General features: G+C 48.1%; 1 tRNA gene. It reads left to right on the top strand.

Annotated features, from left to right (window positions below):
• Nucleotides 1-131 precede the first annotated feature (131 nt).
• Nucleotides 132-208: transfer RNA gene (locus tag HWY38_RS05430), tRNA-Ile, on the top strand.
• Nucleotides 209-210 lie beyond the last annotated feature (2 nt).

Below are 210 nucleotides of genomic sequence, written 5' to 3'. Positions count from 1 at the left end.
TATCGGAAGGTGCGGCTGGATCACCTCCTTTCTAAGGATTTTAACGGAATATAAGACCTTGGGTCTTATAAACAGAACGTTCCCTGTCTTGTTTGGTTTTGAAGGAACTTTGATTCTTTCATATGGTAGATGGGCCTGTAGCTCAGCTGGTTAGAGCGCACGCCTGATAAGCGTGAGGTCGGTGGTTCGAGTCCACTCAGGCCCACCATC

The sequence above is a fragment of the Bacillus sp. KS1 genome (assembly GCF_020075515.1).
GTDB classification, from domain to species: domain Bacteria; phylum Bacillota; class Bacilli; order Bacillales; family Bacillaceae; genus Bacillus; species Bacillus velezensis.
The sequence above is the reverse complement of the archived record's forward strand: the minus strand, read 5'-3'. Positions and strand labels throughout refer to the sequence as shown.